Origin of the sequence: Blautia sp. AF14-40 (assembly GCF_003479665.1) — a bacterium.
Lineage (GTDB): Bacteria > Bacillota > Clostridia > Lachnospirales > Lachnospiraceae > Fusicatenibacter > Fusicatenibacter saccharivorans.
The window spans coordinates 1-25,523 of the sequence record NZ_QUHK01000004.1 but is presented as its reverse complement, the minus strand read 5'-3'; the positions used below and the strand labels follow the sequence as shown (position 1 = coordinate 25,523).

The window sequence follows — 25,523 nt, the reverse complement described above, 5'->3', positions numbered from 1 at the left end:
CGTTTTCTGTAATCTTTTTTTATTTCTCTGGAAAATCGTATCGTACAATCTCACAGTTTTTCACACCAAATGCCGCATATTCTTCATTCGTCATATCGTGAAAATACGACTGCACGACACGCGCAATGCCGTTGTGTGCGACGAGAATATACGTTTTTTCATCGGATTCTTCCCGAATTTCATCCAGCAGATTATAGATTCTCTGCGCCAGCCGCAGAGTCGATTCGCCGCCCTCGTGGCTCATTGCGAAGCATTCCTTCGCCTTTTTGAAGTCCGCTCCATCGCGTGCTGTGGACTCCCATTTTCCAAAATTCTGCTCCGTCAGCCGCGGCTCCGGCCGCGCCGGGATGCCGGTCATCTCGGAAATATGTTTCGCGGTGTCTGCCGCACGAACCAGCGGGGAATACAGAATCTCATCCGCCTGAATCCCCTCTTTCAGGATTTTCTCCCCGGTCTCAACCGCCTGCTGATGCCCAAATTCCGTCAATGCAATATCCGTCGCCCCACAGATCTTATTCTCCACATTCCAGATCGTCTGCCCGTGACGCACAAAATAAAAATGTCCCATGAAATGATTCCTCCTGCTTATCCTCGTCAAATGTTTCTTTCTTTTCAGAATATCACAAGCCCGCATCTGCCGCAATGAACTGTTTTTAAAAACTCCATTTCCACCAGATGAATCTTATTTTATTCACTTTTTGTACCTTTTCTTTAATTCATTTTCAATTTTTAAACGTCTCAACCTCCACAACCCGGTCTTTCCCTCTCGTTCCCCAGATCATCAGATGGACCTTATATTCCACCGAATCCCGTGCATAAAAGAATGGCTCCTCGCGCAGCAATGATGCGCGTTTTCCTTCGGCTTCCAGTATCTTTTTCCGTTTCATTGCCTGCTCCTGGATTTTTCGGATCTGGGTTCCTTCTTCGCCAGTGAAGCGTCTTATCGGGTAATTCTGTGCTTCGCGGGCCAGTTTTTTTTTCCAGTAAATCCACGACTTTCGCGTGGCGGCTCGTATGCAGCAGTTTTGCGATCTGTTTTGCGAGGAGTTTTCCCTGCCATTTTTCATAAAGTGCAAGATACCGCAGCAGCACTTTATCGCCTGCCTCCGATGCCAGTTTTTTCATCTCCGTAATTGCCTCTTCCGTCGCTTCCCACCATGGGCATGACGGTACGAGATACTGATCCGGCACGGCCGGGTAGCAACAGAAATTGAGCGGCGGGAAATTGGCCAGCGATGCCAGACGCATTTCTTCCTCGGTGCAGAACGCCTCGCCGAGGTATTCCAGCTTGTCCCGCAGGATCGCAATACGGAACTCAATCTGCCGCAGATACTCGTATCCGTCCACCCAGAAATGACCCGTTTTTCCGTAATCAAACAGATGCACTTCCAGTGAAAGGCGGCTGAAAAACAGCGTGCACACCGTCTCTTTCTGCCGCACGATCAGAACGTACTGCTCCCCGTCTTTTTCCAGTGCGGCATCTATTTCTCCCTCGTATTCCTTCTGATACGTTCCCGTCAGCTCCGCGTCATGAAAAACGAGAAAGCTCTCTGCCGCATCGTTCATCAGATAGACAAGCCAGATCTCCTTTTCTCCTCCCCCGTACCGCTCACCCGGAAGCAGCAGCTCGAACTGCCCCTGCGAAAGAAGCACATCCAGCCTTTCCAGTTCCTCGGTCCATGTGATATTTTCTGCAATTTCCATTCCGTGATTCTCCCCTGTTTTCTTTTACTTCCTATGATACACCATAAAAAGGCTCCACTGCAATCCAAAGCAGTAGAGCCCCTTCTCCAAATTTTTCTGTTATTAATCCGTCCCGTTATCCGGCGCATGCCGTCCGCACTTTCTCGTCCAGCGTCGTCTGAATCTCTTTTAAATTCACCGGTTTCGGAATATGCCCGCGTCCGCGCACCGCTTGCGGTCCGTTGCAAAAGTATTTGCTGTCATCGCAAAAATCGGAACATCATTGTCCTCACGCACACTGTTTCGAATTTTTTTCGTCGCCTCGATGCCATCCATCACCGGCATCTGCATATCCATGAAGATCGCAAAATAGCTTCCCGGATCCGACGCTTCAAACTGATCCACGGCCTTGGAACCATTCTCCGCCCAGTCCACGACAAGGCCGAGGCTTCCGAGCAGCTCCGTCGCAACCTCTGCATTCAGTGCATTATCCTCCGCAAGCAGAACAGCAGCACACCTGCAATCAGTGCCACCAGATACAGCGGGTGGTCAAACAGATACGCCATGATGGTCGGTGTCTCCACATCTTCCACATAGCTCTGCACAATTTCCGCTCTGCTCTTTCGTGATACGTTGTAAAGCGTTTTTTCCCACAGACCGTAGAAACTCCGGTCAACCTCTGAGAGTACGCCCATCCGCAGGGACATCGATGCACCTGGCACAACTTCCACGCGGAGGCGGTTCTGCGTATCATCTCTTGCCAGCTTCTGCGCTGTGTAGGTCATCAGCAGTGCACCGTCCACATTCTCATTGACCAGTCTCTGCACACATTCGTCCGTATCTTTCACCGACACAATTTCTGCATTCGGCCATTCATTGTTCAGGATTTCTTTGACCGTCACACCATCGTCGATTACCGCTATTCTCTGCAGTTTTCCCGACGCACCGCGCCGCCGCAATTCCTTTTGCCTCCCCGTTTTCATACCACGAGTATTGATTTCCGTCCGGATTCATCACGCCGCGGATCACGGCGCCGCTCTCTTTCAGCTGGGAAAGAAGCGCTTTTTCCTCTGCCGTGTAATCGGTATTCACTTCCACGGAACCGTAATATTTATTGTACAGATCAGACCGCCAGTTCGGTGTCTCCACGTTCATGCTCGTAAATGCGGTGATCGCCGGATGGCGGGAAAATGCAAACTCCTCCTCGCGCTCCGGTATCTTTTTGGCAGCCGTATAAATGTCTGCTTCTCCATTTTGCAGCATCTCCTCACATTCCTTCGCCGTCTTATCGTATCCGACGTAGGAAAACGTACACTGCATATATTTGGCAATGCCCTGCATCATCTCATATCCATATCCGCTCCACAGTCCGTTTTCGTCCTGCATGTGATAGCTGTCGAAGGCTGCTGCTGGACCTATGAAAAAGCCTATAAGAGAATTTATCAGGTACTCACAATGGAAAATTCCTGAAGTAAACTGCGGAATCGCAAGTATGTGTTTCGTCTTGAAAAAGCAGCAAAAATATAGTATAATATTTTTGTTGCTGACCCGGCTGAAACATTTATAATTCTTGTTTCTGTAGCTCAGTAGGATATAGCGTCCGCCTCCTAAGAGAAAGCCGAGGCATTCCCCAAATTGGGGAACGTTCTAATGTTACCAAATCAAAAAAAATCTGTAGATTGACAACTCGAAAAAGAGTTGATAATCTTATATATGGCCGAAGGGAAAAATCCCAGAAACCCAGTAAAATCAAGGGTTTGCGGCATGTGTCGTCATAGCTCAGCTGGATAGAGCACTCGCCTCCTAAGCGAGGGGTCGGAGGTTCAAATCCTCTTGGCGACGGGCTTCAAAGCGTTCGAAAATGTTAGCTGGATTAGCTGACAACGAACGCTTTTGTTATTTTCTAATCACGTTCGTGACACAAAATTCCATTCAAAATGATTAATTTCCAGCTAACACAATCCGATTTTTGTTAGCTGACAGCTAATCAAAATTACCGGTTTGCAAACATGGGTTTTAGAAAGTCCAGCTAACATTTGGGTTCCACTCTGTTGTCATCCCTTATTTGGGGATGTAAATCAGAGAAAAGACGGAAAAAGAAACAATCTCTCCCAAACCTGCAAACATAAATTATTCAATTCTATTAGCTACAGCTAATGGTCAAACAGCAATGTCTGTTTGGAACTTTACTATCTATAAAAGTTCCAGACAGGCATTTTTTATTTCCTGAATCCTGGAGGAAAGGAGTCAAGATGACTGAACCAAACAAGTGAAACGTCTGTTATTGAGAGGGTATGGGGAGATCCCCATCAAGATAAAACCCATAGGTTGACGGGAGGCAAAATGGCAATACCGTTAAACATGGGTGGATCTTGCTCTTATTTGTATCCCTCTATATAACGAAACGCTCAGAGGCTGTTTTACAGTGAGGGAAAAGAAAAAATATCAAAAAATTGATAATTAATGGTGAACTTGTGATAGAATGGAAAAAAGAGAAAAGCATAAAGGATGTAGTTGTGGAGAATATTTGTTATGATTAGAAAGTTGCTGAACGGAGATATCGATAGAGTCGCTGACATATGGTTAAAGACAAATCTGAAAGCACATTATTTTATTTCCAATCAATACTGGAAAAGTAATTATGAATTAGTAAAAGAAATGCTGTCACAATCCGAAGTCTATGTGTTTGAAGCAGATAAAATGATACAAGGATTTGTAGGACTAAATGATGAATATATCGAAGGTATTTTTGTCTCCGATGAAATGCAGTCATGTGGCATAGGTAAGCTTTTATTAGATTATATTAAGGATAAAAAAGTTAGCTTACGATTAAATGTATACCAGAAGAATGCCAGAGCAATTTCTTTTTACCAAAGAGAAGGATTCATTATTCAATGTGAAGGTTTGGATGAAGATACTGGTGAAAAAGAGTACACTATGCTATGGAAACAAAAATAGAAATCGAAATTTGTGGAGAGATTTCCTGAACTTTCCTTATTTTTCAAGGCTTACAGCCTCTTAGATAGTGAAATGATATGTATTTTCCCTTATCTTTGCCCTTATGCGGAATCCGCAAGGGAAATAAGGGAAATTTTTAGTTAAGCATTGCTCACTACTTTATCAAGAAGTCTTGCGGAATCCCGTTTTGCTTTTCTTGTTGAGTGAGCGTAAATATTCATTGTGGTACTGACATCAGAGTGTCCTAACAGTTCCTGTACATCTTTCGGTGCAGCCCCATTGGAAAGCAGATTGCTGGTGTAGGTGTGACGTAACTGGTGGAAATGGAAATCTTCAAATCCTTCCAGTTTCTTTGACACTGATCTGCATACAATGCTGAGTGTACTCGGCAGTTCCAAAGAGCCATCCGGTCTTAAGCAGACAAAGGAGATTTCTTTGTAATCTGCCGGGACTTCCTGCGTTCCGTCAAGGTGATAGTATTCATAATAGACTCTGTTTTTCACATGAACTTCTTTGTAGTAATTGCGGTGATATAATTCGCCATACTGCATCCGGTTTTTGAGTTGTTCCTTTCTGGCAGCTTTCAGTATTTCAGTCAGGGTATCGCCAAAATCAACAATCCTAACTTTTTTCCGCTTCGTTGGTCCAATAATGTTTTTGTGTTTCATGCCGTCGTAGCGGATACTGCGTTTTATGGTCAGGCATTGTTCCTCAAGGTTAATGTCCTGCCATGTAAGACCACAGGTTTCTCCGATACGGAGCCCGGCATAATACGCAATCTGAATCGGTAGAATGGCAGGTGGGTTTTTCTTTTCCAGATACTTGATAAGTTGCTCGTAATCATCATGCGAAATCGGTTGTGTGCCTTCTTCCACTTCATCATCGGAAAAGAGGTCAACTTCCTCTGCCTGTCGTTTCAGTTTGATATATTGCATCGGATTGAAACTGATTAGTTGTTTTGGAAATACTGCAAAACGGAATGACTGCTGTAACACTGCGGAAAAAGAATGGATATAATCTTTGCTGTATCCCTTTCTTACTTTCCCGTCTGGAAACTCACCACCGAATGTAAGCAGATCAAGAAATGCCTGTAAATGTTCGGCAGTAACTGTTTTCAGTTTGCGGTCTGCAATCGGGTGTTTTTTGATACAGCGGATTGCACCAAGATAATTTTCCACTGTGCCGTTGCTGAGTGTCCCGGTTTTCAGTTCTTCTTCCGCCCACATATCCAGAAGCTCTCCTACCGTAAGGCTGTCTGCCTTTGCGACAAACTTCTTATTTTCGTAATCTTCCAGTGCTTTGCGGAGAAGTTTTTCCGTCTCACTTTTACTTTCGGTTCCAGCATATTCTTTCTGAACCATTTTACCGCTTGCATCTTCTACATAGAAGCGATAGTACCATTTTTTTCCTTTTTTTCTAACAGATCCTTTTGCCATAATTGTATTTCTCCTTTCGATATCAGACAATCGGAACTGTTGAAATGCTTCTTGCGTGTAAGTATATCACAACTCCGGTTGTCTTACTATACCGATTCAGAATCCTCATACATAACTTCGGATAAAAGATTGGCAAGTCTTTGTTCGGCTGCTTCCGGTTTCTTTGAATAGAGCCTTATCACATCTGCCATATCGTTAAATGCGTTGACAGTATGTGTGATCTCTCTGAGAAACATAATCTCATTATATTCATCTTTCGATTCGAATCCCATTACTTTGGCAATGTCCGCATCTTTGGTACTGCCTTTGTAATTTTTACAGGCGAACTGAAACGAATCCAGAAACAGTTCATATTGCTTTAACATTAACAGCAGTAAGTCTTTAGAAAAAGCGTCTTCTGTTTTATTAAGATCAAGAGGTAACTGTTTGAGAATATCGCCCATCACATCACGAATCTGCAATTCCTTCTTATCCGTAATATCAGTTTCATATTCATCGGTTTCCCCTTTGAGCCATTCAATCGATACATGAAGTGCTTCCGAAAGGCCTTCCAGTACCATCTTTTTGGTATTGTCAATCGAACCATTCTCATAACGCAGGATTGTGGAAGCGGTAACTCCCATCTTCTCTGCGACATAAGGCTGTGTCAGATTTAATTCGAGACGGCGCTGTTTTGCCCTGCTGCCGATCAGCTTGCGTAGTTCTTTATCTTTCATGCTGATGTGCCTCCTTTTTCGGTATGTCATTACTATACCACGCAACAAAATATATTGCAATATGCAATTTATAGAAAATGAATGGAATTTCATAATGCTTGACAAAGCAATATAAACACGCTATACTGACAGCACAAATGAAATTGCATAATGCAATTTAAAAGGAGGTGGTCATATGACACAAAGAAAGATTGCCTTATCTATTGAAGAAGCTGCTGATTATACGGGAATCGGCAGGAACACCCTGAGAAAACTGGTGGAATGGAAGAAACTTCCGGTATTAAAGGTTGGGAGAAAAGTCCTGATCAAAACGGATATGCTGGAACTTTTTATGGAAGCCAACGAGGGCAGAGACTTGAGGGATAAGGGAAATGTGAAAGCAGTCACAAGAAACGGTTCAACTTAAAAAAGCGGTTCCCGAAGAAACCGCCAAAGGTTCTATCAGACCGGAGTCATGATATACCTACACGCAAACAGATTATACCATGTACTTCGTCTGACAGACAACAGGAAACTTATGTTTGGAAGAAAAAGAAAGGACGATGATATTTATGGCAAGATCAACAAAGAGTTATGAGGAGCGTATGCTCCAGTTGGAAAAGAAAGAACAGGAAAGCCTTGAGAAAGCAAAACAGTATGCAGCACAGAAACGGGAACTGAAGAAACGTCAGAAAGATGTGGAAACTAAAAAGCGGACACACAGGCTCTGCCAGATTGGTGGTGCGGTGGAATCGGTGCTGGGTTCTGCGATTGAGGAAGATGATATCCCAAAGCTGATCGGCTTCTTAAAAAGGCAGGAAGCAAATGGGAAATTCTTCTCAAAGGCAATGCAGAAAGAGCCAGTTGCGAATACGGAGGAAGTGTAATGCCGGAGGGAGTGGATTTTCCATTCCCTTCATTGCTTTTTCATGAAGGGCGCACTTATGGACAACCAGAGGTCGTCCGTATAAGTTTGCCACAGGTGGCAACCGGTCTGCGCTTATGCTTGCCGGGCTCGTTCCGTCGGCGGGGCTTTCAGCCAGACCTGCTCATGCCGCAGGAGGCACTCTTCGCCAGAGGGGCGCATTCCATGCAGGCTGTTATGCACAGGGCACTCTTACGCAGAGGGCGTTCCGGCAGATACCATTTTCTTTTTGGGAAAACGTTACCTGCCGGAAATCAAAGCCGGATACGGCAGAAAGGGGGAAACGGAGCATGGCGATTTTTCATTATACAGTAAAGATTGTTGGACGCAGCAAAGGGAAATCCATCATATCAGCATCTGCGTATCTCAATGGTGATGTGATGAAAAATGAAGAAACAGGCAGGATCAGCTACTACACTGCCAAAAAAGAAGTCGTTTATACCAGCCTGTTGATGTGTGAAAATGCACCACAGGAATGGCTGAACGTACCTGCTGAAAATATCAGACGGTTTCAGAAATCTGCCCGATATAAAAGAGCAGATAACAAAGATGCTGCACTGGGAAAATTTAAACTTACTTTTCAGAAACAGCGTTTATGGAATGAAGTTTTGAAGATTGAGAAGACCTCGGATGCACAACTCGGCAGGTCATTTGAATTTTCGCTTCCGAAAGAATGGAGCCGACAGGAACAGATTGATTATACAACTGAATATATTCAAAAGACCTTTGTAGATAAGGGAATGTGTGCGGACTGGAGTATCCACGATAAAGGAGATGGAAATCCCCATGTGCATTTACTTGTGACGATGCGACCATTCAATCCAGACCACTCATGGGGGAACAAAGAAATCAAGGATTGGGAGTTTGTCAGAGATGAAAATGGAAATATTGTGGTGGATGAATCCCATCCGGACTGGTGGCAGGATAAAAAGAACCCTGACCGTCATGGAATCCGAATCCCCGTACTTGATGAAAATGGAGTCCAGAAAGTCGGGACAAGGAACCGCAAACAGTGGAAACGTGTATTAACCGATGCTACCGGGTGGAACAATCCGAAAAATTGTGAGCTATGGCGGAGCGAATGGGCAAACGTCTGTAATGCACATTTGAAAACGGAAAATCACATTGACCACCGTTCTTATGCAAGGCAGGGAAAATTAGAGATACCGACGATCCATGAGGGCGCAGATGCCAGAAAAATTGACGAGAAATTTCAAAACGGACAGACATCTTCTACTTCATGGAAAGTAGAGGAAAACCAGATCATAAAAAGACAAAATGCACTGCTGGATAAAATACAGATTTCTTTTGGAAAAGTATCCAGTGCATTAACACAATGGAAGGAGCGATTGCGTGACATTAGAAGAAAGCCGGGAAGTCATTCCCATGATGGAGACAATGATAAACCAGATCGAGGAACAGCAGAATCTTATGGCAGAGATGGTACAGGAATTGCAGGAACGGGACAGGCAGCTCCTGTCTTTTCAGGAGCAGAACCAGAGTTTAAAAAGCTTAAACAGCGAATTATCCAGGCTGCTAAATCTTTTGCCAGATACAGAAGAACTGCTCTCACAGATCGAGCAACAGAAAACCAGAATCGAACAGTTGGAAAACGAGAATCAGCAATGGCAGGAATTAACGCAGAAGCTGAACAACGAGAACAGCTTATTGCAGAAACAGAACAGCGAATTGCTGACCTTAAACAGCAGATAGAGAAAGCGAGGGAGATCGATGAGCGAATGCAGAAACTTAGAGAACGTCGGGCAGGTGGAAGAACTTCTGCTGATGACCGAACAGATGCAGGACGAACTGGATCAGAAAGACCAGACAATCCAGGAACTAAACAGGCAGCTAAGCGAATCGCTGACCTTGAACGAGAAATTGAACAGCGAAAACAGAGCCGAGAATATCGAAGCATTGCGGACAAGATTAAGGCAAACAGAGGAACGATTGACCAGCGAGACAGACAGCAGGAAAAGAGCCGACGCAGAAGCCGTGGCATGGAAATTTAAGTATGAAAAAGCAGAGCAGGAAAAACTTTATGCACAGACACACCAAAAGACGGTAGAGGTAGCTGTTGAGAAAAAAGTGCCTTATGAGAAATGTGAAAAATGTGACCGTACTGCTTACCGGAAAGCAAAAGAAAAATGCGATAGCCGTAAAAGCCAGTTAGAAAAGAAATATAAAAATATGACGATTGGTTATGAAAGTATCTTGTTTCTACTGGCATGGTACAGCATAACAACAACACTGTTTACTGCGATTCTTTCGCCGGTTTTCCTTAACGACTGTATCGTCTTTTTCGGTGCGTTAGGAAAAGGAATGGGAAGTTTATTTCGGGAGTTTGTGACAGGTGCAGACTCTTTCGGACAGTTAAGCAGTGGAATACCTAACAGTATTCTTTCCGGGATTGTGTACTGGCTGATTGCCGGTACTGTCATGGCAATTTTATTCGTAATAACCGGGTGGCTGATAATCGGGATTGGTTATCAGGTAGGAAAAATCTACCGGAAATATTGTTGGGATATCATCAGTATCGTGGTAGCGATAACGAGTACAGCTGTTGTAATTTACTTTGGAGAATGGATTAAAAACGCTAATCCGATAAATCTTATTGTATTGCTATTACTGTCGCATATTATTTATATTGGAATCAGATGTTATGTGAAAGACTGGATGGAAGAACGAGGATATTATTAAAAGAGGATAGGGAAATTTCATAATCTTCCTGTCCTTAGTAAGGGACTATTGATTGTTTATATAAAGAAAAAGTATATAAATAAATCTTGACAATTAGTACGAACTCGGACTATACTATAAAAGTCCGGATTCGTACTAATTTAAGGAGAAAAAAGATGAGAAAAGATAATAATATGATAATACAGTTGCAACGATATTATGCTTTATGGAAAGAATGTACAGCAATGTATGAGGAATGGTCAAAGGATCAGGGACTGTCTTCAAATGGAGTTTTTGCTTTGTATTCATTTTATGAAAGTAATGGAAGATGCACGCAGAAAATGATAAGTGAAAAATGGAATATACCTAAGCAAACGGTAAATACGATACTAAAAGATTTTCAGAAAAAAGGATACATCAATATGGTATCTGATGATTCAGACAAGAGAAATAAGCTGATATGCCTCACAGAATCAGGAATGGAATATACGAAAGATATCATAGAAAAACTGCACTCAAAAGAAATATATGTAATCGAAAAAATGGGATTAGAGAATATAGAAAGTCTTAATGATAATACAGAGCTGTTTATCAGACTTTTCAAGGAAGGAGATTGTAAGAAAAATGAATCATAAATCATTATTTTTTAAATATGTTATTCCATCTATTATAGCATTTGCATTATCAGGAATATATGCGATAGTGGATGGATATTTTGTAGGCAATACCATAGGAGATGCTGGACTTTCGGCTATTAATATTGCATATCCGATTGTGGCTTTGATTCAGGCTCTTGGAACAGGAATTGGTATGGGAGGAGCTGTTTATTACTCAATTAATGCAGCAGAAAAGAAAGGAAAACGGGCAGAAGAATTTATTGCTACAAGCTGGTGGCTTCTTGTAATAGTAAGTGTTATCAGTACCATAATTATTTACTCCTTTTCGTCTAAAATTTTAGGATTGCTTGGAGCAGATGGAATTATATTAACAAATGCGACAGATTATATCAAAATTATAGCACTTGGAGCAATATTGCAGATTCTTGGAACTGGAATGATGCCATTCATTAGAAATTATGGAAACTCTTTCTGGTCAATGTTTGCGATGGTTGGTGGATTCATAACCAATATTGTTCTGGATTTTATCTTTGTATGGATATATGAAATGGGCATGAAAGGTGCAGCCACAGCTACAATAGCCGGACAGGGTGTGACTGCAGCAATTGCAATCATATACGCATTATATAATAAAAAGTTTTATGTGTATGTATCCTTAAAAAATGTAAAAGAAATGTGTGGCGCTATATTCAGAGTAGGTCTTGCACCATTTGGGCTAGCATTGACTCCTAATATTTCATTGGTGTTTATAAACCGATTCTCCGCTTCTTATGGGGGAGAAAAAGCTATTGCAACTTATGCATGTGTATCCTATATTATCTGTATCATATATCTCATATTGCAGGGCGTAGGTGATGGAAGTCAACCTTTAATGAGCCGTTTTTATGGTGAGAAGGATCAAGAAAGCCTGAGAGGAGTTCAGAGAATGGCATACATTTTTGCAATAATTCTTGCTGTTTGTGGTGGAATTATCATGTATGTAAACAGAGCAAATATTGGAGGGGTTTTCGGAGCTTCTTATGAAGTAAGTATTGAGATTTCTAAAATTGTACCTATATTTTTAGTGTCATTACCATTTGTTGCGATTACCAGAATAGCGACAGCTGGATTTTATGCTACTGAAAAAAGTGGATTGTCATACATTCTTACATTCATTGAACCAGTATTGATGCTGATATTTATGCTTGTTTTACCACCTTTATTTGGTGGACAGATTATGATATGGTGGAGTACGGTATTGGCACGTGTTTTTTCAGCGATTCTGGCATTCATACTAATAAAATATTGCGAAAAGGGAGATTTGCAATATGGAATACAGAAAATTTAACAATCAGATAGTAGCAAGAATAATCTAGGTTTATCTATTGTATTTTTAAGGACAGCCTCATAGCAATAGGGCTGTCCTTTTAAAATTATGAAGCTAATTTTTAATAAATTCTAGTAGATTTTGATTGGAATAATCATAACTCTAATGAATCTTCAGCATCTACCCACATCTGTAAATTCCCATCAAGATATAACCTTGCATATTCTAATGGCTCATCGATTGCAAGCGATGTCAAAGCACAATCAGATCCAGGTGTGGTTCTTAAATTTTTTTCTGCTTCCCAACAATCAATACGGAGTATATAGCCTGTATTAGTATATACATCAATGCTGTTGCACTGTGGATTGTATTCTGCAAATATTGTTCTCATCGTATCCCATCTCCTTATCATTTAATCAATCAGTAGTAGCAAAAATTAAGAAGCATTTCAATCAGTTCACCATGTCACTTTTATTTTGTGTTATACTGTCTTATAGATTTTTCTTGCCCTTGTATTTGCCCTTATCAGAGTGCATAAACACTGATGGGACGATATAACACAAGGGAAATAATAAGGGAAAGCTCACCTGCGACAAATCCAGTGTTTTCAAGGGGGTGCGAAGAATTTAATAATAAAATATAACAGTTATTAAATTTCTTAAAACAGGTGAAATCTCAATCGGAAGTTGTGGGAATTAGACGTTATGAGGAGCGTAAAAATATGAATGCTGACTTCAGAATAGACGGAAAAGTAATAGAAACAAAAAGGCTCATTCTTAGATCATTCAAACAAACAGATTTGGAGGATTTCTATGAGTATGCATCTGTCGAAGGTGTTGGGGAGATGGCAGGATGGAAACATCATGAAAATATTGCTGAATCTCAAAGTATTATGAATTCCTTTATCAGTGAGGATAAAGTATTTGCAATCTGCTTAAAGAAAAACAATAAAGTAATCGGTACTGTTGGCATAGAAAAATATGGGTTAGAAGATGCTTTGACAGAATTTAAGGATTATTACGGCAGAGAATTAGGATATGTTTTGAGTAAAGATTATTGGGGAAAAGGACTTATGCCCGAAGCCGTAAATGCAGTTAAAGATTATTTATTTGGCGAATTGGATTATGATTTTCTGATTTGTGGTTACTATGATTTCAATGAACAATCAAAACGAGTTCAGACAAAATGTGGCTTCAAACCATATCGTTCATTGGTCATGACAACGCAAATGGAGACAAAAGAACAAGGTACATTGATGTTGTTGCTGAATTCCAAGAAGAATATTAAATTAGTTTTTTCACATCCGGAAACCTTAATCTCCGAAAATTGGTAAAATCCAGTTTGTTAAACTGAATCCGAAAAGCATTAGGGCGCAGAGGAGATAGAATCCTTTGCGTAAAAGACTAACGAACATATTTAATGAAACATCGGAACCATCTTCTTTTTGTTGTCTACCTATAATAACGATTGGAGTAATCGATTATAGACACTGCAATCAAAAAAATCTGAAAATATATTTATCAACATTACATAAAAGTGTGTAGATGCACATAAAATGGGAATACATATTGAAATTCAGGTCGTTCTGTGATAGAATCTCATTACTAAAAAGTGTGTAGATGCACAGAAATGGGGAGTGTAACGATGGAGATTAAAAGAGACGCTTACCTACAGCAGCTGATCGAGCGAAAAGATAATGGAATGATAAAGGTGATTACCGGCATTCGTAGATGTGGCAAATCCTTTTTGCTGTTTACCATCTTTAAGAGATACTTACTGGAGAACGGCGTTGATGTTGATCATATTATTGAAATTGCATTGGATGGTATTGAGAACGAGGAATTAAGAGATCCCAAGGTATGCTTCAAGTACATCAAGGATGCCATGAAAGACGACGGGAAGTATTATCTCCTTTTGGATGAAGTGCAGTTCATGCCACGATTTGAGGAAGTGCTGAACAGCCTGCTCCGCATGAGCAATATTGATGTGTATGTCACCGGAAGTAATTCCAAGTTCCTGTCCAGCGACATTGTGACCGAATTCCGTGGAAGAGGTGATGAGATTAGAATCTACCCTCTCTCCTTTGCAGAGTTTTATTCTGTCTATGACGGCGATTATGATGATGCATGGGATGACTACATGATCTACGGAGGATTGCCGCAGATCGTAAGTTTCCAGAGCGAACGACAGAAAGCGGACTATCTGAAGAACATCTTTGCAAATGTCTATCTGAAGGATGTTATTGAAAAAAATAAGATTCAGAACGTGGATGAGATTGGGATTCTGGTTGATGTGCTTGCATCTGCAATCGGCGCACCGACCAACCCTTCAAAGATTGCCAATACCTTTGCCAGTGAGCGCCAGATGACTTATGCTAATAAAACCATCTCCAAGCATATCGACTATTTGACAGATGCCTTTTTGATTTCCAAGGCAAGCCGATACGATATTAAGGGCAGAAAGTATATCGGTGCAAATCTGAAATACTACTTTACGGATCTGGGACTGAGAAATGCACGTTTGAATTTCAGACAGCAGGAGCCTACTCATATCATGGAGAACATTGTTTATAACGAGCTGTTGATCCGTGGCTACAATGTTGATGTGGGTGTCGTGGATATCTTCGATAAGGATAAAGAGGGCAAACGTGTTCGCAAGCAGTTGGAGGTTGACTTTGTGGTGAATCAAGGAAACCAGAGATACTATATCCAGGTTGCATATGACAGGACTTCGGAAGAAAAACAGACGCAGGAGTTCAATTCTCTGCGTAATATCCCGGACTCTTTCAAGAAGATCGTCATTGTAAATGGCAGCAAAAAGCCTTGGAGAAATGATGAAGGTTTTGTCATCATGGGAATGAAGTATTTCTTGCTGAATGCGAATAGTCTGGAATTTTAAGTCGATTTGAGTTGTTGCTGTGGTGTTGTTCTATTTCAAAAAAGAGTGAAATGATATAAATAAGGCCAGCCGATGTGGTAGCATTTATGTGGGAGTACATGAAAGTACCGGAGGATTCAAGAGAAAAAGTTAAGAATCTGCTTAAAGATGCAAATGAAAATGGAGTAAAAATAAGTCATCAGGCACCAACACTGTATGATGTTGTTCCGAAAGAAGAAATTGCTGAATTTGAAGAGCTTATGCGCAAAACCATAGCTGACATTGTATCAGAAGCCAGTAGCGTTGCCTGTTGGGTGTATGTGCAGAAATATGTGAAGCTGATAATGAAATGCAGAGAATAAAAGACAAAATTGGTATGTTACACGAAATTTAGGGAGAAAACTGAGCAAGTAGGAAGGTGGAATATATATGAAACAAGATACTTTAGAGGGCAAAGCAAAAACAAAAAATGGGGTAAAACGGCTGTGCTTTTCCATAATCTGCATTCTTCTGGAAGTGATTTTTATTATTACTATCGTAACACGCTTGAATGAATATGCAGAAATCATAAATTTATTTACAAGGATTTTGAGTGGGATCTTGGTTTTGGGATTGTACGCATCAAATAAGACATCCTCTATGAAAATGCCTTGGGTCATCTTAATTCTAATTTTCCCAATTATGGGTGTAGGCCTGTATTTGTTGATTGGTTTGAATGGCGGCACACATAAAATGCGTGAGCGATATGCAGAAATTGATAGCAAATTGTTACCAATGCTCCCGGACAGTCAGGAGTGTTTGAGCAGAATAAAAGAAACAATTCCGAAAGCAGGAAATATAGCAAGTTACATACAAAGAAATTCGCAGTATCCAATCTATCAGAATACGGATATTGTGTATTTTGATGAAGCAGTGAAAGGATTAGAGGCACAGCTTAAGGATTTGGAGAAAGCACAGAAGTTTATCTTTATGGAATATCATGCGATAGAAGACGCTGAAGCATGGCATAAGATTCAAGATGTTCTGGAAGAGCGAGTAAAAGCAGGTGTGAAAGTTAGAGTATTCTACGATGATATGGGTTCTATAGGCTTTATTAACACAGATTTTGTGAAAAAGATGGAGGCAATAGGAATTCATTGCCGTGTATTCAATCCGTTTATGCCAGGTTTAAATCTGTTTTTGAACAATCGTGATCATAGAAAAATAACAGTTATTGATGGAAAAGTCGGATTTACAGGTGGATATAATCTAGCAAACGAATATTTTAATTACACACACCCGTATGGACAGTGGAAAGATACAGGTATTCGTTTAGAAGGAGATGCTGTTCAGTCGCTTACGGTGACATTTTTGGAAATGTGGAATGCAGTAAGTGATAAGGATGCTAATGATTCTGATTTTAGTAAATACCTTTTCCACTATGATTATGCGGCACAGCAAACTGGGTTTGTTCAACCTTATGCAGACAGCCCTATGGATAATGAGCAAGTAGGAGAAGAAGTTTATATCAGTATGATAAATAAAGCTGAAAAATATTGTTGGTTTATGACTCCATATCTAATCATAACAGATGAAATGACGCATGCGTTATGTCTGGCTGCTAAGCGAGGGGTAGACGTAAGAATTATCACACCTGGTATCCCTGATAAAAAATTCATTTATAATATAACTCGTTCTTTTTATCATGGATTGGTTAAACATGGTGTTCGTGTTTATGAGTGGACTCCTGGTTTCTGTCATGCAAAAATGAGTGTGGCAGATGACTGTATGGCAACTTGTGGAACAATTAATCTGGATTATCGAAGTTTATATCACCATTTTGAAAACGGCTGTTTTATGGCAGATTGTCAGGCAGTTGTGGAAATAAAAAATGATCTGATAAGAACGATGGGAGAATGTCGTGATGTGACAGACCAATATCAAACCGGACGAAGTGCATATTTGCGACTGGGACAATTATTTATGAGATTATTTGCTGGATTGCTATAAGAATCTGATGAAACGACCTTTCAAAAAACAGTTGATTTAGAAGTTAACTGTTTTTGAAAGGCCGTTTTTGCTATATCTAACAGTCTGTTGTACAAAGAAGATTTTGCATGGATGAAAAAACAAACCTTGTTGAGGTTAAATTGAGATTGACTTTGTATTGTATAAGTATGAAATAAAAAGGAATCAGGTGATGTACAATGAAAAAGTATAAAATATGTAAAATCCTTCTTGTTATACTGGCAATTTTTTTATGTGTGGCTTTTTATGAATTGCTCGGAATCCACGTTGCATATAAAAAGCAGCCGGAAGTGTCCAATACAACCAAAAAAGAAACAAAAAATGGGTCATGGAACGAATGCAGTGAAAATACAGAACGGGCAGTAATCATAGAAAAGAATCCAGAAGCGCTTTTACAAAGAGTGCGTTTGATCAAGAATGCAAAAAAGGAAATTATTCTTTCTACTTTTGCATTTCAATCCGATGAAAGTGGAAAATTGATTTTAGGAGCACTGCATGATGCGGCAGACAGGGGTGTACATATTCGTCTGTTAGTAGATGGAATGGAGAGCTGGATTGATATGGAAGGAAATCCGTATTTCTATGGATTATCTTCCCATGAGAATGTTGAAATTAAACTATATAATAAGGCCAATCCGTTGAAACCGTGGAAAATGATGGGTAGAATGCATGATAAATATTTGATTGCAGATGGAAAGAGATATATTCTTGGGGGAAGAAATACATACAATTATTTCCTAGGTGATTTTCCGGGACATAAGAACTATGACAGAGACGTGTTAGTGGTTTGCGATGAACCTGAGAAAGAAAATTCAGTTAACCAGTTGTTAGAGTATTTTGAAACGATATGGGAACAAGAAGACAGTGGTTATTTTCATGACAATAAAAAACTGGCAAATAGAAAATCTGTAAAGAACGCAGTTTTAGAACTGCAGAACGGCTATCAGAAATATTTTGAAGAGAATAAGGAAAGAATCTGCGATACCGATTACACGGACGAAACTTTTGAGACAGAAAAGATTGCATTAGTGTCAAATCCTATCCACACAGGTTCCAAGGAACCAGTAGTCTGGTATCAACTGGGAGAACTAATGAAAAATGCAAAAGAGCGCGTGAAAATTCATACACCATATATTATTTGCAATGATATGATGTATAATACATGGAAAGAGATTGCGGAGAGAGTTCCGGATTTTTCTATCATGACCAATTCGGTTGCCAACAATGGAAATCCGTTTGGTTCTGCTGATTATGCGAGAAACAGAAACAGAATTTTAAATACAGGAATTGATATCTGGGAGTATGAAGGCGGCTATTCTTACCACGGAAAAAGCATCCTGATTGATGATGATCTATCCGTAATCGGTTCCTTTAACATGGATATGAGAAGCACGTATCTGGATACGGAACTGATGCTTGTAATACGTAGCAAAGAGATTAATAAACAGTTGGAAGAAGGCATGATGGAATATGAAAGAGTGTCCCGACAGGTATTGGAAGATGGAACCTATCGTGATCCATATCATGTAGAGCCAATCGAATTAACAAAGAAACGTCAGAGAAAAATATTTTTGGTACAGCATCTGCTTGGATGGGCAAGGTATCTGTTTTAATAAGGAGGAAGGAAAACGTGTTTCAAATATTGATTGTAGAAGATGATAAAGAATTAAGCCAGCTATTCCAAAAAGTGCTTGAGAAGAATGGATATCAGGTCAAAAGTGCATCGGATGGAGCACTGGCATTAGAAATATTGGATAAAGAGTATATTGATCTGATCATTTCCGATATTATGATGCCGGTTATGGATGGTTATGAACTGGTGTCGGAACTCCGTTCAGCAGGATATCAGATACCGGTACTTATGATCACTGCGAAAGGTTCCTTTGATGATATGCGCCAGGGATTTCTTTCGGGAAGTGACGATTATATGGTAAAACCGGTAAATGTGAATGAAATGGTTTTAAGAGTTGGAGCACTGCTTCGCCGTGCACAGATACTGAATGAACACAAAATTGTGATCGGTTCAACAGAGTTTGATTATGATGCAATGACGGTTACAACTGATAAGGAAAGTCTTGTTTTGCCTAAAAAAGAATTCCTGCTTTTATATAAGCTTGCAGCTTCGCCAGGCAGAACATTTACAAAACAACAGTTGATGGATGAAGTATGGGGATACGAGACGGAGGCAGACCCACATACGATAGAGGTACATATAGGAAGAATCAGAGAGCGTTTTAAAGATAACCCTGATTTTGAAATCGTAACAATGCGTGGAATTGGATACAAGGTGGTGAAAAAATGATGGAACAAAAGAAAGAAAAAGGATTGCGGATCCGATCCTGTCTGACTGGTGCAATCTGGCTGGCACTTGTATTTTCAACAGTCATATCTGCTTTATTATTTGCTTTTTTGAATCATTTTTTTAATCTGCCGGGCAGCATACCTTTGCTTGGCTGGCTTTTGATTTTCAATACATTGATTGCAGGGCTGATCACTTCCTTTATCAATGCAAAGTTACTGGAACCAATTACCAGACTTAGTAAAGCAATGAAGGAAGTTTCTCAGGGAGATTTTGAACAGCATTTGGAAACGAACAGCCGTATAGCAGAAGTTGGAGAATCTTATCAAAGTTTTAACGTTATGACAAAAGAACTTCGTGCAACAGAGGTGCTGCAGATGGATTTTGTATCTGATGTTTCTCATGAGTTTAAGACCCCGATTAATGCCATTGAAGGATATACAATGCTGCTTCAGGGAGAAGAACTGTCTCCGGATCAAGAGGAATATGTAGAAAAAATCTTATTTAACACCCAAAGACTTTCCGGATTGGTTGGTAATATTTTGCTGTTATCCAAGTTAGAGAATCAGAATATACCAATGAAAAAAACAGAATATCGTCTGGATGAACAGATCCGCCAGGCATTTCTTTCATTGGAAACAAAATGGACAGAAAAAGAAATTGGTTTTCAGGTAGAATTGGAGGAAGTTAAATATACTGGGAATGAAGGACTTTTTATGCATATCTGGATAAATCTTTTGGATAATGCGATTAAGTTCAGCCCTTCAAAGGGGACAATTACGATGTTTCTGAAACAAGAACAGGATTCTGTTAAGTTCATTCTGGAAGATGAAGGACCAGGAATAGAGGATGATGTAAAATCCAGAATATTTGACAAGTTCTATCAGGTAGATGGCTCTCATAAAGCAGAAGGAAATGGCCTAGGTCTTGCACTTGTAAAACGGATTGTAGATAGTGCCGGAGGAACAATCAAAGCAGAAAACCGTGAATATGGTGGATGCAGATTTGTTGTAGAGCTTCCAATACAGAAAGATAAGGCCATATAAGTTTAAGAAAAACAGATAGAGGAGGAATTACATGACATTTTATCAGGAGTTGCAGTTAAATCAGGCAGGTTCTAAAAACCTGTTGAAAAAGAGTGAAACACTAAAAGAAAAATCATATCATATGTGGGTATATCTGGTGAAGATAGCTGCTACAATGGCATTTTGTTTTTGCTTTGTTAGCATTTTCAGTATCCTATTTGGAAATGAGAACAGCATTGTAGGTGTAGTAGTCTTATTATGTCTCATGGTGTTTAGAAATGCGGATCTGGGGATCCACACCGGACAATCTACGATGCTTTTGGCTTTGTTCTTTGTAATTATGACTGTATGTCCGCATTTAGCAAATCAGTTTTCACCGGTATTGGGAATGCTGTTAAATATTGCGGCACTGGCTGTGTTGATTCTGTTCGGATGCCATAATCCATTCATGTTTAATCAATCTACATTGGTTCTTGGGTATCTACTGCTATATGGTTATGATGTTACGGGAAAAAGCTATCAGATGCGATTAGTCGGAATGGCTTTAGGTGCAGCACTTACCTGCCTCGTATTTTATCGAAATCATAAAAACAGAACTTATAAAAGAAATCTGAAAGATCTGATACAAGAATTTGATATCACTTCTTCCAGAACAAAATGGCAGATATGTCAGATTTTATGCGTACCGATTGTCCTTTGCATTGCAGAACTTTGTAATATGCCACGTGCAATGTGGGCTGGTATTGCGGCCATGTCCACGATTTTGCCGTTTATGGAAGATATGCACTACAGAGTCCGTAAAAGGATTGTCGGAAATATTGCAGGTGTTATATGTTTTACAGTATTATATTTTCTGCTTCCTTCGTCAATCTATGCATATATAGGAATTCTTGGTGGAATCGGTGTAGGATTTTCAGCACAATATGGCTGGCAGGCAGTATTTAACACATTTGGTGCTTTAGCCATTGCTACAGAGACTTATGGACTACAAGGAGCGGTTAGTCTTAGAGTGATTCAAAATGTTTTTGGTGTTGTGTTTGCTTTAGCATTTTGTGTTATATTTTATTGGTTTATGTCTAAAAAAAAGGAAAGTAAGGTGACCGTACATGCAGAGTGAAGTGAATCAGGAAGAAAATTTGAATAGAATTATTACGGTTCCTAATCTTCTTTCTTTTTTTCGGCTTTGTCTGATTCCGGTAATTATATGGAGTTATTGTGTAAAGAAAAATCCTCTGTTAGCTGGTGAAATCTTATTGCTGTCTGAGCTTCCCGATATGTTCTGGTAAAGACTTGGACCATGGCAGAAGCTCTGTTAGAAAATCAGTTTTTTTATCCTCCACATGTTTAGGGATTTCTCTGAGCAGATGTCGAACTTTCCTATTATATAAGAAAATTCCACATAGCCGCTGATGATAATGAGCTACATATCTTCCCGGATTTTTCTCAGCACCGAGCAGACTTCCAGTTCAAGTTCTTCCCCCAGGATCCTACCTTCCATCCTTTCTTTTCTGTCATACCCTGCTGTAAGTATAGCATAGACTTTTGTTTCCGACATTAAAAATTCCATCGACATCCGTTTCTGCACACGGTATAATAGGTATCATGTAAAGAAAAAGGAGGTTGTTTTCTTATGTTATCCTGCACCTACGAAGTAGTCGCCATCGATGGTGATTACGCGCATTTACGCCGCAATGACATCGAACCGGAGGACAATGAAATGAAACTGGTTGCCCGCGCACTGCTGCCGCCGGAAATTATGGAGGGCAGTATTTTGAAATACGAGATGCTGCAGTATGAAATCATTGGCTGATGCTGTTTTTCCGGCCGAGGTGTTTTCTCTCCCGCTCTTTCATGGCATCTCGGAAACCGGGCGGACGGCTCTTGTTTCGAGCGGGTGGCTGCGGACGTGTTCGTTTGAGAAAAACCAGACCATTTATCACATGGGTGACCGCGTGTCCGAACTGGGGATTGTGCTGTCCGGCAGCGTTTTCGTGGAGAATACGGATCTCTGGGGCAACCGCAGTATCTTAAGCAAGATCACCCCCGGCCAGGTATTTGCCGAAACGTATGCCTTCTGTCGGGAGCCGATGATGGTGAATGTCACGGCAGCCGAAGCCTCGACGGTTCTCTTTTTCAATCTTCGAAACCTCGACCAGACCGCCGATGGTGATGATGCATGGCTGTCCCAGCTTCGCAGTAACATGCTCCGCATCTCCATGCAGAAAAATCTTACCCTCTCCAACCGCATTTTCTGCACTACACCAAAGACGATCCGCGAGCGCGTGCTGGTCTACCTCGCCGCGCAGTCTGCCAAAACCAGCGCCGACACCTTTACGATCCCCTTCGACCGCCAGGGCCTCGCCGACTACCTGAACCTCGACCGGAGCGCCCTCTCCAAAGAACTCGGAAAAATGCAGAAAGAGGGAATCCTCGAATTTCATAAAAACAAATTTACGCTGCGTCATCCGTCTCTCTAGGCGGTACCGCAGCGTAAATTTTTTACCGTTTCATCGTTTCAAATGCTTATTTTTCATAAACGAATATACACAAAAAGTATTTTTCCGTGGTTATAACCACATACTTTTCCTGTTATATCCGATATTCTGTACGTGTAAATTATGAAACTCCGCGCAGATCTGTTTTTCCCTCTGCGCTTAACCCCTCGGAAATACCCTACAGGAGGAACTATTTTATGGAACAGAACATGTTTTGCTACCAGTGTCAGGAAACTGCCGGCTGCTCCGGCTGTACAAAATCCGGTGTCTGTGGAAAGCGCCCGGAGACAGCGGCGCTGCAGGATCTGCTGATCTGGACGACGAAAGGACTTTCCGCCGTGACGACACAGCTCCGCCGCGAAGGAAAAACCGTCGATGCCAGCGTCAATCATCTCATCACCGAAAACCTGTTTACGACCATCACAAACGTGAACTTTGATGATGATACGATCCGCGCACGAATTGAGGCAACGCTTGAGACCAAAGCGCTTCTCGCTCAGCTTGCCGACTGCTCCGCTCTGCCGGAAGCCGCCCTCTGGAACGGCACAACCGATGAGTTTGCCGCAAAAGCAGTAACCGTCGGCGTACTTTCCACGGAAAATGAGGACATCCGCTCTTTACGCGAGCTCATCACCTACGGTCTGAAAGGACTTGCCGCGTACACCAGCCATGCCAATGTTCTCTTAAAAGAAAACGAGGAAATCGATGCCTTCCTGCAGCGTGCTCTCGCCGCAACGCTCGACGATTCCCTCTCCGCAGAGGAACTGACGGCACTCGCACTCGAGACCGGCTCCTACGGCGTGCAGGGAATGGCACTGCTCGATGAGGCCAATACTTCCGCTTACGGCAATCCGGAGATCACCACCGTCGATCTCAGTGTCGGCACCCGCCCGGGTATTCTCGTCTCCGGTCATGATCTGCGCGACCTCGAGATGCTGCTCGAGCAGACCGTGAACACCGGCATCGATGTTTACACCCACTCCGAAATGCTGCCTGCACACTACTATCCGGCGTTCAAAAAATATGAACATTTTAAGGGAAATTATGGTAACGCCTGGTGGAAGCAGAAAGAAGAATTTGAAGCCTTCAACGGCCCGATTCTGATGACGACGAACTGTATCGTGCCGCCGAAGGACAGCTACAAAAACCGTATTTACACAACCGGAGCGGTTCGTTATCCGGGATGCCCGCACATCGACGGCGTCATCGGTGAGACAAAAGATTTCTCTCTGCTCATCGAACAGGCAAAGCACTGCGCACCGCCGACGGAACTCGAGCAGGGAACCATTGTCGGAGGCTTCGCCCATGCACAGGTACTCGCCCTGGCAGACCAGATCGTCGATGCCGTGAAATCCGGCGCGATCAAAAAATTCGTTGTCATGGCTGGATGTGACGGCCGTGCAAAGAGCCGCAGCTATTACTCTGATTTTGCACAGGCACTGCCGAAAGACACCGTGATTCTGACCGCCGGCTGTGCAAAATACAAATACAACAAGCTGAACCTCGGCGACATCAACGGCATTCCGCGCGTCCTCGATGCCGGCCAGTGCAATGATTCCTACTCTCTTGCCGTGATTGCACTGAAATTAAAGGAGGTCTTCGGCCTCGACGATATCAACGATCTGCCGATCATCTACAATATTTCCTGGTACGAGCAGAAAGCTGTGATTGTTCTTCTGGCACTGCTGTCTCTCGGTGTCAAGAACATCCACCTCGGCCCGACACTCCCGGCATTTTTAAGCCCAAATGTTGCAGCTCTTCTCGTTGAAAACTTCGGCATCGCCGGAATCGATACCGTTGAAAACGATATGGAATTGTTTTTCGGGAAATAAAGAAAACCCCTTGCTTTCTTTCATTTTTCCACGTATACTGTATATGTTCAGACAAAAATATCTTTGAATTTGGGCATATCAGAAAACGGACCGCAGATTCCATTTCTATACACGCCCGACACTGATGAGTCATCTCATCTTAATCACACATTTTTAGAACGTGCCTGGGAATTTTTTCAGACACGTTCTCATTCTATCACGGAGATTTATGAACTATGAGCATCATGAAAAATATCAATAAAGCCAAGGTTATGGTCTTAAAAGATCAGGTTTCCTACCAGGAAGGCCAGATCGTCAGCAAAACACTGGTACAGAATGAATCCGTCAGCATCACCTTATTTGCCTTCGACAAAGGCGAAGAAATCAGCACCCACGAGTCCGGCGGCGACGCCTTCGTCACCTGCCTCGACGGAACCGGTGAAATCACCATCGACGGCGTAAAATACGAACTCCACGAAGGCGAATCCATCGTCATGCCGGCAAAACATCCGCATGCAGTGTATGGCAAAGAGCAGTATAAGATGCTTCTGGTAGTGGTATTCTAACGTATCCTTTTTGAACCAATTATTGATATGCCTGGCAATAGGGCAGCATGTCTCAGGATTTCCTGTGGTATGCTGCCTTGCTTTTTTATTTAATTCTTTTTTAAGCTATAAATGAGCAAATCCAAAATATTGCACAAAAGAAAG

27 protein-coding genes, 1 tRNA gene and 1 pseudogene are annotated in these 25,523 nt (G+C 41.5%); 21 read left to right on the top strand and 8 right to left on the bottom strand.

The features are described from left to right. Nucleotides 1–19: 19 nt before the first annotated feature. The 5 genes from DWW13_RS04400 to DWW13_RS04380 all read right to left on the bottom strand — a co-directional run bounded on the left by DWW13_RS04400 (nt 20) and on the right by DWW13_RS04380 (nt 3,102). Nucleotides 20–568 (bottom strand): histidine phosphatase family protein, encoded by a 549-nt coding sequence (locus tag DWW13_RS04400; protein ID WP_022461431.1) that lies wholly within the window; start codon nt 566–568, stop codon nt 20–22. A 224-nt stretch (nt 569–792) separates the two neighbouring features. Then, nucleotides 793–1,704, bottom strand: coding sequence for a DUF3878 family protein (locus tag DWW13_RS04395; RefSeq protein WP_243026012.1), 912 nt, complete (start codon nt 1,702–1,704; stop codon nt 793–795). Between the two features lie 174 nt (nt 1,705–1,878). Beyond that, nucleotides 1,879–2,142, bottom strand: a complete 264-nt coding sequence (locus DWW13_RS04390) for a response regulator (protein WP_242856659.1) — start codon at nt 2,140–2,142, stop codon at nt 1,879–1,881. A gap of 20 nt (nt 2,143–2,162) precedes the next feature. Then, the gene (locus DWW13_RS04385; RefSeq protein ID WP_118719410.1) at nt 2,163–2,585 is read right to left on the bottom strand and encodes a hypothetical protein; all 423 of its coding nucleotides are present in this window, start codon (nt 2,583–2,585) and stop codon (nt 2,163–2,165) included. Further along, entirely contained in the window at nt 2,557–3,102 is a 546-nt protein-coding gene (locus DWW13_RS04380; RefSeq protein WP_226906356.1) for a transporter substrate-binding domain-containing protein, read from the bottom strand. The genes DWW13_RS04385 and DWW13_RS04380 overlap by 29 nt, the downstream gene beginning before the upstream one ends. 349 nt (nt 3,103–3,451) lie before the next feature. Here DWW13_RS04380 and DWW13_RS04375 point away from each other — a divergent pair. Then, a tRNA-Arg gene (locus DWW13_RS04375) sits at nt 3,452–3,525 on the top strand. Nucleotides 3,526–4,215: 690 nt separating this feature from the next. Further along, the gene (locus DWW13_RS04360) at nt 4,216–4,641 is read left to right on the top strand and encodes a GNAT family N-acetyltransferase (RefSeq protein ID WP_055221202.1); all 426 of its coding nucleotides are present in this window, start codon (nt 4,216–4,218) and stop codon (nt 4,639–4,641) included. 140 nt (nt 4,642–4,781) lie between these two features. Here the strand turns inward: DWW13_RS04360 and DWW13_RS04355 are convergent, their stop codons facing one another. Together DWW13_RS04355 and DWW13_RS04350 are read right to left on the bottom strand one after the other, a co-directional pair. After that, nucleotides 4,782–6,077 (bottom strand): tyrosine-type recombinase/integrase, encoded by a 1,296-nt coding sequence (locus tag DWW13_RS04355; protein WP_117347818.1) that lies wholly within the window; start codon nt 6,075–6,077, stop codon nt 4,782–4,784. Nucleotides 6,078–6,163: 86 nt separating this feature from the next. Next, on the bottom strand, nt 6,164–6,793 hold the full coding sequence (locus DWW13_RS04350) for a helix-turn-helix domain-containing protein (protein WP_117347817.1): 630 nt from the start codon (nt 6,791–6,793) through the stop codon (nt 6,164–6,166). A gap of 175 nt (nt 6,794–6,968) precedes the next feature. Between DWW13_RS04350 and DWW13_RS04345 the strand changes: the two genes are divergently transcribed. The 6 genes from DWW13_RS04345 (at nt 6,969) to DWW13_RS04315 (ending at nt 12,320) form a co-directional block, all read left to right on the top strand. Beyond that, nucleotides 6,969–7,199: a helix-turn-helix domain-containing protein gene (locus tag DWW13_RS04345; protein ID WP_002578307.1), complete on the top strand. Its 231-nt coding sequence runs from the start codon at nt 6,969–6,971 to the stop codon at nt 7,197–7,199. Between the two features lie 145 nt (nt 7,200–7,344). Beyond that, entirely contained in the window at nt 7,345–7,659 is a 315-nt protein-coding gene (locus DWW13_RS04340) for a DUF3847 domain-containing protein (protein ID WP_002578306.1), read from the top strand. Nucleotides 7,660–7,987: 328 nt separating this feature from the next. Beyond that, nucleotides 7,988–9,709, top strand: a complete 1,722-nt coding sequence (locus DWW13_RS04330; protein ID WP_009243741.1) for a MobA/MobL family protein — start codon at nt 7,988–7,990, stop codon at nt 9,707–9,709. Continuing rightward, a complete protein-coding gene (locus DWW13_RS04325) occupies nt 9,648–10,397 on the top strand; it encodes a DUF6040 family protein (RefSeq protein WP_009243742.1) in 750 nt (249 codons plus the stop codon). The genes DWW13_RS04330 and DWW13_RS04325 overlap by 62 nt, the downstream gene beginning before the upstream one ends. 155 nt (nt 10,398–10,552) lie before the next feature. Beyond that, nucleotides 10,553–11,011: a MarR family transcriptional regulator gene (locus tag DWW13_RS04320; RefSeq protein ID WP_108817235.1), complete on the top strand. Its 459-nt coding sequence runs from the start codon at nt 10,553–10,555 to the stop codon at nt 11,009–11,011. Continuing rightward, complete coding sequence (locus DWW13_RS04315) at nt 11,001–12,320, top strand: MATE family efflux transporter (RefSeq protein WP_109214827.1); 1,320 nt, start codon at nt 11,001–11,003, stop codon at nt 12,318–12,320. Before DWW13_RS04320 ends, DWW13_RS04315 begins: the two co-directional genes overlap by 11 nt. Nucleotides 12,321–12,453: 133 nt before the next feature. On the opposite strand, the gene DWW13_RS04310 is transcribed toward DWW13_RS04315, so the two are convergent. Next, nucleotides 12,454–12,690 (bottom strand): DUF6061 family protein, encoded by a 237-nt coding sequence (locus tag DWW13_RS04310; RefSeq protein ID WP_002578301.1) that lies wholly within the window; start codon nt 12,688–12,690, stop codon nt 12,454–12,456. A gap of 330 nt (nt 12,691–13,020) precedes the next feature. On the opposite strand from DWW13_RS04310, the gene DWW13_RS04305 reads away from it, so the two are divergent. The 13 genes and pseudogenes from DWW13_RS04305 to DWW13_RS04245 all read left to right on the top strand — a co-directional run bounded on the left by DWW13_RS04305 (nt 13,021) and on the right by DWW13_RS04245 (nt 25,379). Further along, complete coding sequence (locus DWW13_RS04305) at nt 13,021–13,632, top strand: GNAT family N-acetyltransferase (RefSeq protein WP_055221231.1); 612 nt, start codon at nt 13,021–13,023, stop codon at nt 13,630–13,632. Nucleotides 13,633–13,943: 311 nt separating this feature from the next. Further along, nucleotides 13,944–15,197 (top strand): ATP-binding protein, encoded by a 1,254-nt coding sequence (locus DWW13_RS04300; protein ID WP_118719408.1) that lies wholly within the window; start codon nt 13,944–13,946, stop codon nt 15,195–15,197. Nucleotides 15,198–15,295: 98 nt separating this feature from the next. Next, nucleotides 15,296–15,538, top strand: coding sequence for a hypothetical protein (locus DWW13_RS04295; protein ID WP_243026010.1), 243 nt, complete (start codon nt 15,296–15,298; stop codon nt 15,536–15,538). A 67-nt stretch (nt 15,539–15,605) separates the two neighbouring features. Next, nucleotides 15,606–17,165 (top strand): cardiolipin synthase, encoded by a 1,560-nt coding sequence (cls, locus tag DWW13_RS04290; RefSeq protein ID WP_118097721.1) that lies wholly within the window; start codon nt 15,606–15,608, stop codon nt 17,163–17,165. Between the two features lie 197 nt (nt 17,166–17,362). Next, complete coding sequence (locus DWW13_RS04285) at nt 17,363–18,796, top strand: phospholipase D family protein (RefSeq protein WP_117802672.1); 1,434 nt, start codon at nt 17,363–17,365, stop codon at nt 18,794–18,796. After that, nucleotides 18,775–19,485, top strand: a complete 711-nt coding sequence (locus DWW13_RS04280; protein WP_044024695.1) for a response regulator transcription factor — start codon at nt 18,775–18,777, stop codon at nt 19,483–19,485. Before DWW13_RS04285 ends, DWW13_RS04280 begins: the two co-directional genes overlap by 22 nt. Further along, complete coding sequence (locus DWW13_RS04275; RefSeq protein ID WP_118719493.1) at nt 19,485–20,528, top strand: sensor histidine kinase; 1,044 nt, start codon at nt 19,485–19,487, stop codon at nt 20,526–20,528. The genes DWW13_RS04280 and DWW13_RS04275 overlap by 1 nt, the downstream gene beginning before the upstream one ends. A 31-nt stretch (nt 20,529–20,559) precedes the next feature. Further along, nucleotides 20,560–21,624 carry an FUSC family protein gene (locus tag DWW13_RS04270; RefSeq protein ID WP_118719406.1) on the top strand — a complete coding sequence of 355 codons (1,065 nt, stop codon included), beginning with the start codon at nt 20,560–20,562 and terminating at the stop codon, nt 21,622–21,624. Continuing rightward, a pseudogene (locus DWW13_RS04265) lies at nt 21,614–21,784 on the top strand (CDP-alcohol phosphatidyltransferase family protein); the annotation flags it as partial. The gene DWW13_RS04270 and the pseudogene DWW13_RS04265, both read left to right, overlap by 11 nt. A gap of 353 nt (nt 21,785–22,137) precedes the next feature. Continuing rightward, on the top strand, nt 22,138–22,317 hold the full coding sequence (locus tag DWW13_RS04260) for a hypothetical protein (protein ID WP_055225919.1): 180 nt from the start codon (nt 22,138–22,140) through the stop codon (nt 22,315–22,317). After that, nucleotides 22,301–22,984: a Crp/Fnr family transcriptional regulator gene (locus DWW13_RS04255; protein WP_117802675.1), complete on the top strand. Its 684-nt coding sequence runs from the start codon at nt 22,301–22,303 to the stop codon at nt 22,982–22,984. The genes DWW13_RS04260 and DWW13_RS04255 overlap by 17 nt, the downstream gene beginning before the upstream one ends. 215 nt (nt 22,985–23,199) lie before the next feature. After that, a complete protein-coding gene (gene hcp / locus DWW13_RS04250) occupies nt 23,200–24,834 on the top strand; it encodes a hydroxylamine reductase (RefSeq protein WP_055225922.1) in 1,635 nt (544 codons plus the stop codon). A 215-nt stretch (nt 24,835–25,049) separates the two neighbouring features. Continuing rightward, nucleotides 25,050–25,379, top strand: coding sequence for a cupin domain-containing protein (locus DWW13_RS04245; RefSeq protein WP_022462474.1), 330 nt, complete (start codon nt 25,050–25,052; stop codon nt 25,377–25,379). Nucleotides 25,380–25,523 lie beyond the last annotated feature (144 nt).

Bases quoted from the DNA above. Each gene is read 5' to 3' on its own strand.
- DWW13_RS04400 (WP_022461431.1), bottom strand. From the start codon at position 568: ATGGGACATTTTTATTTTGTGCGTCACGGGCAGACGATCTGGAATGTG.
- DWW13_RS04395 (WP_243026012.1), bottom strand. From the start codon at position 1,704: ATGGAAATTGCAGAAAATATCACATGGACCGAGGAACTGGAAAGGCTG.
- DWW13_RS04360 (WP_055221202.1), top strand. From the start codon at position 4,216: ATGATTAGAAAGTTGCTGAACGGAGATATCGATAGAGTCGCTGACATA.
- DWW13_RS04355 (WP_117347818.1), bottom strand. From the start codon at position 6,077: ATGGCAAAAGGATCTGTTAGAAAAAAAGGAAAAAAATGGTACTATCGC.
- DWW13_RS04350 (WP_117347817.1), bottom strand. From the start codon at position 6,793: ATGAAAGATAAAGAACTACGCAAGCTGATCGGCAGCAGGGCAAAACAG.
- DWW13_RS04345 (WP_002578307.1), top strand. From the start codon at position 6,969: ATGACACAAAGAAAGATTGCCTTATCTATTGAAGAAGCTGCTGATTAT.
- DWW13_RS04340 (WP_002578306.1), top strand. From the start codon at position 7,345: ATGGCAAGATCAACAAAGAGTTATGAGGAGCGTATGCTCCAGTTGGAA.
- DWW13_RS04330 (WP_009243741.1), top strand. From the start codon at position 7,988: ATGGCGATTTTTCATTATACAGTAAAGATTGTTGGACGCAGCAAAGGG.
- DWW13_RS04320 (WP_108817235.1), top strand. From the start codon at position 10,553: ATGAGAAAAGATAATAATATGATAATACAGTTGCAACGATATTATGCT.
- DWW13_RS04315 (WP_109214827.1), top strand. From the start codon at position 11,001: ATGAATCATAAATCATTATTTTTTAAATATGTTATTCCATCTATTATA.
- DWW13_RS04310 (WP_002578301.1), bottom strand. From the start codon at position 12,690: ATGAGAACAATATTTGCAGAATACAATCCACAGTGCAACAGCATTGAT.
- DWW13_RS04305 (WP_055221231.1), top strand. From the start codon at position 13,021: ATGAATGCTGACTTCAGAATAGACGGAAAAGTAATAGAAACAAAAAGG.
- DWW13_RS04300 (WP_118719408.1), top strand. From the start codon at position 13,944: ATGGAGATTAAAAGAGACGCTTACCTACAGCAGCTGATCGAGCGAAAA.
- DWW13_RS04295 (WP_243026010.1), top strand. From the start codon at position 15,296: ATGAAAGTACCGGAGGATTCAAGAGAAAAAGTTAAGAATCTGCTTAAA.
- cls (WP_118097721.1), top strand. From the start codon at position 15,606: ATGAAACAAGATACTTTAGAGGGCAAAGCAAAAACAAAAAATGGGGTA.
- DWW13_RS04285 (WP_117802672.1), top strand. From the start codon at position 17,363: ATGAAAAAGTATAAAATATGTAAAATCCTTCTTGTTATACTGGCAATT.
- DWW13_RS04280 (WP_044024695.1), top strand. From the start codon at position 18,775: ATGGGCAAGGTATCTGTTTTAATAAGGAGGAAGGAAAACGTGTTTCAA.
- DWW13_RS04275 (WP_118719493.1), top strand. From the start codon at position 19,485: ATGGAACAAAAGAAAGAAAAAGGATTGCGGATCCGATCCTGTCTGACT.
- DWW13_RS04270 (WP_118719406.1), top strand. From the start codon at position 20,560: ATGACATTTTATCAGGAGTTGCAGTTAAATCAGGCAGGTTCTAAAAAC.
- DWW13_RS04260 (WP_055225919.1), top strand. From the start codon at position 22,138: ATGTTATCCTGCACCTACGAAGTAGTCGCCATCGATGGTGATTACGCG.
- DWW13_RS04255 (WP_117802675.1), top strand. From the start codon at position 22,301: ATGAAATCATTGGCTGATGCTGTTTTTCCGGCCGAGGTGTTTTCTCTC.
- hcp (WP_055225922.1), top strand. From the start codon at position 23,200: ATGGAACAGAACATGTTTTGCTACCAGTGTCAGGAAACTGCCGGCTGC.
- DWW13_RS04245 (WP_022462474.1), top strand. From the start codon at position 25,050: ATGAGCATCATGAAAAATATCAATAAAGCCAAGGTTATGGTCTTAAAA.